This is a genomic window from Streptomyces sp., from assembly GCF_031178505.1.
Taxonomy (GTDB): domain Bacteria; phylum Actinomycetota; class Actinomycetes; order Streptomycetales; family Streptomycetaceae; genus Streptomyces; species Streptomyces gulbargensis.
The window spans coordinates 1-7,821 of the sequence record NZ_JAPSIW010000292.1; the positions used below are offsets into that span (position 1 = coordinate 1).

At 75.1% G+C, this 7,821-nt stretch carries 5 protein-coding genes; 3 read left to right on the forward strand and 2 right to left on the reverse strand.

All coding sequences use genetic code 11. The annotated features are described in order from the left end of the window. Together RIF68_RS19570 and RIF68_RS19575 are read right to left on the reverse strand one after the other, a co-directional pair. Positions 1-3,616 (reverse strand): glycosyltransferase family 2 protein (locus RIF68_RS19570; RefSeq protein WP_309052574.1); only part of this gene is annotated, 3,616 nt, incomplete at its 3' end. 380 nt (positions 3,617-3,996) lie between these two features. Beyond that, positions 3,997-4,260, reverse strand: coding sequence for a WhiB family transcriptional regulator (locus tag RIF68_RS19575; protein WP_015033978.1), 264 nt, complete (start codon positions 4,258-4,260; stop codon positions 3,997-3,999). An 830-nt stretch (positions 4,261-5,090) separates the two neighbouring features. On the opposite strand from RIF68_RS19575, the gene RIF68_RS19580 reads away from it, so the two are divergent. The 3 genes from RIF68_RS19580 to RIF68_RS19590 form a co-directional block, all read left to right on the forward strand. Next, complete coding sequence (locus tag RIF68_RS19580) at positions 5,091-5,600, forward strand: cysteine dioxygenase family protein (protein WP_309052575.1); 510 nt, start codon at positions 5,091-5,093, stop codon at positions 5,598-5,600. A 57-nt stretch (positions 5,601-5,657) separates the two neighbouring features. Beyond that, positions 5,658-6,614, forward strand: coding sequence for a 2-phospho-L-lactate transferase (gene cofD, locus RIF68_RS19585; RefSeq protein WP_309052576.1), 957 nt, complete (start codon positions 5,658-5,660; stop codon positions 6,612-6,614). A 35-nt stretch (positions 6,615-6,649) separates the two neighbouring features. Then, positions 6,650-7,821 (forward strand): coenzyme F420-0:L-glutamate ligase (locus RIF68_RS19590; protein ID WP_309052577.1); only part of this gene is annotated, 1,172 nt, incomplete at its 3' end.

Consider the following 7,821-nt stretch of genomic DNA (forward strand, 5'->3'; position numbering starts at 1 on the left):
AGCCGTACTGCGGGGCCGCGTACGGCTGCCCCTGGTCGTAACCCTGACCCTGGCCCTGGTCGGCGTACGGCTGCTGGGGGTCGTAGCCCTGCTGGGGGTACGCGTACGGCTGCTGCTGGTACGGGTCGGCGCCGTAGTCCTGGTAGTAGCCCTGCTCGGCGGGCTGCTGCGGAGCGGTGAGGGCGGGGTCGTAGGCGCCTTGCTCCCACGCGTCGGCGGGCACGGGCTCGTACGCCTGCTGTCCCGGGGCCGGGGCGGGCGGGGCGTCCCCGGGGGCGGCCTCCGGGTCCGGCGCCGCGTCCGCGTCCTGGTCCGTGTCGGGGCCGGTGCCCGTGGCCCGGGCGGCGGCCTCGGTCTCGGCGGCGGCACGCAGGCGGCGGGCACGGCGGCCGTCGCCCTCGACGGCCTGGGCGGGGAGGGCGACCTCCTCCTCGGGCAGGTCGTCGTCGATCTCGCGGCGGCGGCCGGGCAGGGCGAGGACGAGGAGGACGACGGCGAGGCCGGCTTGCGTCCAGATCCACGCGGTGTGGGAGAGCGGCTCCTCGTACGTGAGGTCGAGGCGGCCCCCCTCGGCGGGCAGGGTGAAGCCCTGGGCCCAGCCGTCGACGGTGGTCGGGGTCAGTTCCTTGCCGTCGAGGGTGGCGGTCCAGCCCTCGTCGGCGCGGTCGGCGAGACGCAGCGTCCGGCCGGCGGGACCCCGGGGGATGTCGGTGTGGGCCTCGACGGGGCCGGCGGGGACGGTGACGGGCTTGGCGGTCTCCTCCGCCGTACCGGCCGCCGGCTGCCGGTCCTCGGCGGCCGGCGGGACGATGCTGACGCGGGCGACCTCGCGGTCGACGCGCCAGAGGGCGCTGCCGTCGAGCTGGCTGAGCCGGGAGAGGCCGGGGGTGGTGTCGAGTACGCGGCTCGTCCGGCGCGGCGCTCCGTCGCGGACGAGGACGTAGCGGATCGCGAAGCCGCTCAGCTCCTGGGTCTGGTCGGCGCCCGAGCCCGCGACGAGGCGGGAGACGACCGCGTCGAGGCGCGGGTCGTCCTGGGCCGTGGCGGCGAGTTCGCCGTCGCCGAGGCGGGCACCGGAGCCGCGGACCAGGGTGTAGGTGACCTCGTCGGGCGTGCCGCCGAGGACGAGGGTGCGGGGCTGGTCGCTGGTGGTGCTCTCCTCGGCGACGAAGGCGGGCACCTGGACCGGGTCGCGGCGGGTGAGCGGGCCGTCGGCGCCGCCGATCATCCAGCCGGCGGCGGCGACGGCGGGGCCGGCGGCGCAGGCGAGGGCGATCAGCGCGGCGACGGGCTGGCGCCAGCCGAAGCCGTGGGCGGCGACACGGGTGCGGCCGCGCTCGGCGCCGAGGGCACCGGCGGCGATGAGCGCGGCGCCGTAGACGAGGGTGGCGGGTCCGGCCCAGCCGGTGCCTCCGGCGCCGTTGGTGAGGACGGCGAGGACGAGTCCGGCGAGGGCGGCGGCCCAGGCGGCGCGGACGGCGAACTGCCGCTCCTCGCGGAGCAGGCCGGCGAGCGCGGCGAGGACGAGGCCGAGGAGGAGCAGACCGCCGGTGGTGCCGGGACCGCCGGGAGTGGCGCCGAGGAGGTCGAGGGCGGTGGCCGTGCCGGTGCGGACGTCGAGCCCCGCCTCGCGCAGGAAGGCGCCCGGGTCGGTCAGGAGGGAGAGCGACCAGGGGGCCAGCAGGAGGATCGGGGTGCCGACGGCGGCGAGGAAGCGGAGCGCGTACGCCGTGATGTCGGAGCGCCGTACGACGAGCACGCCGAGGCCGAGGACGACGGCGAGCGGCCACACGGCCGGGGTGAAGGCGGTGGCGAGGGTCAGGAGGAAGGCGTACGCCCAGGTGGCGCGCCAGCTGCCGCGGTCGGGGCGGTGGAAGCCGTGGGCGGCGACGGCGGCGCGGGCGATCAGCGGGAGCAGGATCGCCAGGACGGCGGTGCCGAGGCGGCCGGCGGCGAGGGCGCCGGTGGCGGCGGGCAGGAAGGCGTACGCGAGGGCGGCCCAGGCGCGCAGGAGCCGGGACTCGACCAGGCCGCGGGCCGCGAAGTAGGCGGTGAAGCCGGCGAGCGGGACCGAACAGACCAGCAGCAGGGTCAGGGCGGTGGAGGTGGAGCCGAGGAACAGCGCGGAGAGGGCGGCCAGGACGGCGAGGTAGGGCGGGGCGGTCTGGGTGCCGCCGGTGCCGATGGGGTGCCAGGTGTCGGCGTACCGGGACCAGAGGCCGGAGACGGTGTCGGGGGCGGGCAGCAGGGCGCCGCCGGCCAGCGAGCCGCCGGCGAAGAGGTCGCGGCAGGCGACGAGGGAGACGAGGAGGAGGAGGGCGAAGAGGACCGGGCCGGGCTTGCGGGCGATCTTCTTCAGCCGGGCGAACTGCTCGACCTCCAGGAAGTCGGCGTCGTCGCCGCCGGGGCCCGACTCGACGACACCGTGGCGGGAGCCGCCGGAGTCGGCGTCGGAGGCGCCGAAGTGGGCGGTGAGCTGCTCGGCGGTGGCACGGAGGCCGGCCCCGGGCGGCGGGAAGAGGGGGCGCAGTTCGCCGGGCGGGACGGCGGGGTTCTTGCGGCGCTTGCGGGCGGCGAGGATCTTCTCGGGCCGCAGCAGGGTGGCGAAGAGGCCCATGACCTCGTCGACGGCCTGGACGGGGGCCTTGCCGACGAGGTGGCCGAGGGTGCGGAGCAGCGTGCCGACGACGAGTCGTACGAGGAGGTACGGGAGGGCGCGGCCGGGGGTGTTGGCCAGGAGCGTGTAGACCGCGCCGGCCTTGTCGACCCGGTGGGGGTTGGTGGCGGTGCGGCCCGCGCAGTCGACGGTGCGGCGTTCGCGGGCGGAGGCCTCGGCGTGGCGGAGGACGGCGTCGGGGGCGACGAGGACGCGGTGGCCGGCGGCGTGGGCGCGCCAGCACAGGTCGACGTCGTCGCGCATGAGGGGCAGGCGGCGGTCGAAGCCGCCGAGTTCCTCGAAGACGTCGCGCCGGACGAGCATGCCGGCGGTGGAGACGGAGAGGACGGAGCGGATCTGGTCGTGCTGCCCCTGGTCCTGCTCGCGGCGGTCCAGGCCGGTCCAGCGGCGGCCGCTGCGGGCGATGCTGACACCGGCTTCGAGGAGCTGCTTGCGGTCGTACCAGCCGCGGAGTTTGGGGCCGAGGACGGCGGCGTGCGGGTCCGAGTCGGCGACGCGGAGGAGTTCGGCGAGGGCGCCGGGCTCGGGGGCGCAGTCGTCGTGGAGCAGCCAGAGCCACTGGACGGGCTCGCCGTGCGGCAGGTCGGGGAGGTCGTACGCCTCGTCGTTCCAGGTGCGGCTGACGGGGTCCCAGCCGCTGGGGCGCTTCAGGTACGGCAGGTCCTCGGGTCCGAGCACGGGGGCGGTCCGGGCGGCCTCCTCGACGGCGGCGCCGAATCCGGTGCGGCGCGCGAGGTGGAGGACGCGGTCGGCGCCGATGGCGTCGGCGACGAGCTGCGCGGAGTCGTCGGCGCTGCCGGTGTCGGCGGCGACGACGCTCTGTACGGGGCGTTCCTGGGCGAGCAGCCCGGCGAGGGCGTCCGGCAGCCAGCGGGCACCGTCGTGGGTGACGAGCACGGCGGTGACGACGTGTCGGGGGAACTCAGGAGTTGAGGACATCGAGCTACGGGCCCTCCGGCCGGGGTCGCCCCGAGGGGCTGGGGGTGGCGTCTCGGACGGAGGCCCACACTAATGGCTGCGCGCGGCGGGGGCGGTCGGCCTGTGGACGGAGGGGGCGGGAGCGGAGTCCTGTGGACAGAGGCCGGACCGCGGGCCCGGGCGGGGGCGGGTGAGGCCCGGGCGGGGGCGAGGGAGGCGCGGGCGGAGGGCGCGTCCGGCCCGGGCCGCGGGCGGGGGCCGGGGAGTCGGCGCCCCGGAAACGAAACGGTCCGCCGGCCGTGGAGAGGCACAGGGCGGACCGTTGCTCGTGTTCGGGTGGGAGTGCGCGCGGGGCGCGGCGGTTTTCGGCCGGTGATGCTCGGGGCCGTGCGGCGCCGTTCTCAGACGGCGGCCTTCTTCAGGCGGCGCCGCTCCCGCTCGGACAGACCGCCCCAGATGCCGAAGCGCTCGTCGTTCTGCAGGGCGTATTCGAGGCATTCGGAGCGGACCTCGCAGGCGAGGCAGACCTTCTTCGCCTCGCGGGTCGAGCCGCCCTTCTCGGGAAAGAAGGACTCGGGATCGGTCTGGGCGCACAGCGCGCGCTCCTGCCAGCCGAGTTCCTCGTCCGCGTCCTCGACCAGCAGTTCCTGGAACAACTCGGTCATCTGCGCCCCTCGTCTGTCTGTGCGTCCCCGTGATGGTGGCCAGTCACCGGACCCGGCCGAACGACACGAGTGAAATTACAAGTTCGTGCTCTGTGCGAGTCAAGCCGAGATCTGCTATTGCGCCCCGTATTCACTCTGTGGAACCAAGCGTATGCGGAAAGTGTTCAAATCACCAAAAAACGTGACACAACCCACCGGCCCGATCTCCGCCGTCACACCTCACAGGGAAGGACGTCCGAGACTTGGATCTTGTTGCGATCCAGCCATGGAAGCGATTCGGATCACAGTCCGGTCACGAACCACCGGGGATGGTCGCGCCACCGGACGTGATCACACTCCGCCGCCATGTCCACGGGCACAGCTGCTGCGCCATGTTGCCTGGTCCGGGCCAGAGCAAACCTTTCTCCGGGCAGGGCGACCGAATGAGGTGAAACATTACCCCCAAATCGGGCATTGAGTTGACAGTCGGGTACCCCTCCGGCCACCTTTGGTGGCATGTCAGCGACCTCTGCGCCCGCCGCGACCCGTACCCACGGGTTCCGCCGCGCTGCCCAGAACTGTTGTCGCTGCTGTCGTCACAGCTGTTGATGCCGTAGGGCTCCGGCTTTCTCCCCCAGCGTCACCCCCGCGTCACACGCGTCGCCCGGGTCTCCCCCGCCTCATCCGCGGCATCCGGCCCTCATGTCGCCCGTGACACCCGCGTCGGACACGACACCGCGTCACCGCCCCCACGCCTCACCGCCCGGGACGCGACCGCCGGTCACCCGTCCTCCGCGCCCCCGCCGCCTCCCGCCTCCCGCCTCCCGCCTCCGCTGAGGAACCACCCACCCATGAACATGGACAGCGACCTCCAGATCGCCGGCGACATCCTCGAAGTCCCGCACCTGCTCCAGCCCGAGCGGCAGCACCCCGCCACCGTGGCCGAGTTCGCCGGACTCGCCCGCTCCATCGCCGCCGACCGCGCCCAGTGGGCCCCGCACGTCGAGTACGACGCCACCACCCGCTGGTACCACCGGCTCCGCACCGGCCCCGGTTACGAGGTGTGGCTGCTCTCCTGGGTCCCCGGACAGGGCAGCGGCCTCCACGGCCACGGCCCGTCCTCCGGCGTCCTGACCGTCCTGCAGGGCGAGCTGACGGAACGTACGGAACGCGGCGTACGGAAACTCACCGGCGGGGCGCAGCGTGTCTTCGCGCCCGGCTACGTCCACGAGGTCGTCAACGACTCCCTCGAACCGGCCGTGAGCCTGCACGTCTACTTCCCCGGCCTGACGGAGATGCCCCTGCACGAGTCGGCACGGACGCGGTGCGCCCCGGCCGGCCCGGAGTTCGTCACCGCGTGACCGCCCGGTGCGCCCCGGCCGGCCCGCGGGCCGTCCCCGCCTGACAGACTGGCGCGCATGCGCATTGTGGTTCTGGCCGGTGGCATCGGCGGTGCCCGCTTCCTCCGCGGCCTCAAGCAGGCCGCGCCGGACGCGGAGATCACGGTCATCGGCAACACCGGTGACGACATCCATCTCTTCGGGCTGAAGGTCTGCCCCGACCTGGACACGGTGATGTACACCCTCGGCGGTGGGATCAACGAGGAGCAGGGCTGGGGCCGGCGGGACGAGTCCTTCACGGTCAAGGAGGAGCTCGCGGCGTACGGCGTCGGGCCCGAGTGGTTCGGCCTCGGCGACCGGGACTTCGCGACCCACATCGTCCGCACCCAGATGCTCGGCGCGGGCTACCCGCTCAGCGCCGTGACCGAGGCGCTCTGCGACCGCTGGCGGCCCGGCGTACGCCTCATCCCCATGTCCGACGACCGCGTCGAGACCCATGTGGCGATCGAGGTCGACGGCGAGCGGCGGGCGGTGCACTTCCAGGAGTACTGGGTGAAGCTGCGCGCCTCCGTGGACGCGCTGGCCGTCGTGCCGGTGGGCGCGGAGAGCGCGAAGCCCGCGCCCGGTGTCCTGGAGGCCCTCGCCGAGGCGGACCTGATCCTCTTCCCGCCGTCCAACCCGGTCGTGTCCATCGGCACCATCCTGGCCGTGCCCGGCATCCGCGAGGCGGTCGCCGCCGCGGGGGCGCCCGTGGTGGGCCTCTCCCCCATCGTCGGTGACGCCCCGGTCCGGGGCATGGCGGACAAGGTCCTCGCGGCGGTGGGCGTCGAGTCCACGGCGGCGGCCGTCGCCCGGCACTACGGCGCGGGGCTCCTCGACGGCTGGCTGGTCGACACGGTGGACGCGGACGCCGTCGCGGACGTCGAGGCGGCGGGCATCCGCTGCCGGGCCGTACCGCTGATGATGACCGACCCGGACGCCACGGCCGCGATGGCGCGTGAGGCGCTGGCGCTGGCCGGGGAGGTCCGGGGGTGACGGACGTGACGGCGGCGCCGGCCCGCGCGGAGGAGGTGGCGGGGGCCGGGACGGACCGGGGCGCCGTGGCGTACCGGGTGTGGGCGCCGGACGGACTGCCGGAGGTGGCGGCCGGGGACGACCTGGCCGCGCTGATCGCCCTCGCCGTCCCCGACCTCGCCGACGGCGACGTCCTGCTCGTCACTTCCAAGATCGTGAGCAAGGCCGAGGGGCGGGTGCTCGCCGCCGCCGACCGCGAGGACGCGATCGACGCCGAGACCGTACGGGTGGTGGCGCGGCGCGGCACCCTGCGGATCGTGGAGAACCGGCAGGGGCTCGTCATGGCCGCCGCCGGGGTCGACGCCTCCAACACCCCGGCCGGCACCGTGCTGCTGCTGCCCGAGGATCCTGACGCCTCCGCCCGGCGCATCCGGGCCGGGCTGCGCGAGGTCCTCGGCGTCGATGTCGGTGTCGTCGTCACGGACACCTCCGGGCGGCCCTGGCGCAGCGGCCTGACGGACGTGGCGATCGGGGCGGCCGGTGTGCGGGTCCTGGACGACCTGCGCGGCGGGACCGACGCGTACGGCAATCCGCTGAGCGCGACCGTGGTCGCCACCGCCGACGAGCTCGCCGCCGCCGGTGACCTCGTGAAGGGCAAGGCCGCCGGGCGGCCGGTCGCCGTGGTCCGCGGGCTGCCGCACGTGGTGACCGGGGACGGGGAGCCGGGAGCGCGGGCGCTGGTGCGCGGGGCGGCCGACGACATGTTCCGGCTCGGCACCTCCGAGGCCGTACGGGAGGCGGTGACGCTGCGGCGGACGGTACGGGAGTTCACCGACGCCCCGGTCGACCCGGGCGCGGTACGGCGGGCGGTCGCCGCGGCCGTGACGGCGCCGGCGCCGCACCACACGACGCCGTGGCGGTTCGTGCTCCTGGAGTCGGCCGGGGCGCGGCTGCGGCTGCTCGACGCGATGCGGGAGGCGTGGATCGCCGACCTGCGGCGGGACGGGAAGTCGGAGGAGTCCATCGCCCGGCGGATCCGGCGCGGGGACGTCCTGCGCAACGCGCCCTACCTGGCCGTCCCCTGTCTCGTGACGGACGGCGCCCACCACTACGGCGACCCGCGCCGGGACGCCGCCGAGCGCGAGATGTTCGTGGTCGCGGCGGGCGCCGGGGTGCAGAACTTCCTGGTGGCGCTGGCCGGCGAACGGCTCGGCTCGGCGTGGGTGTC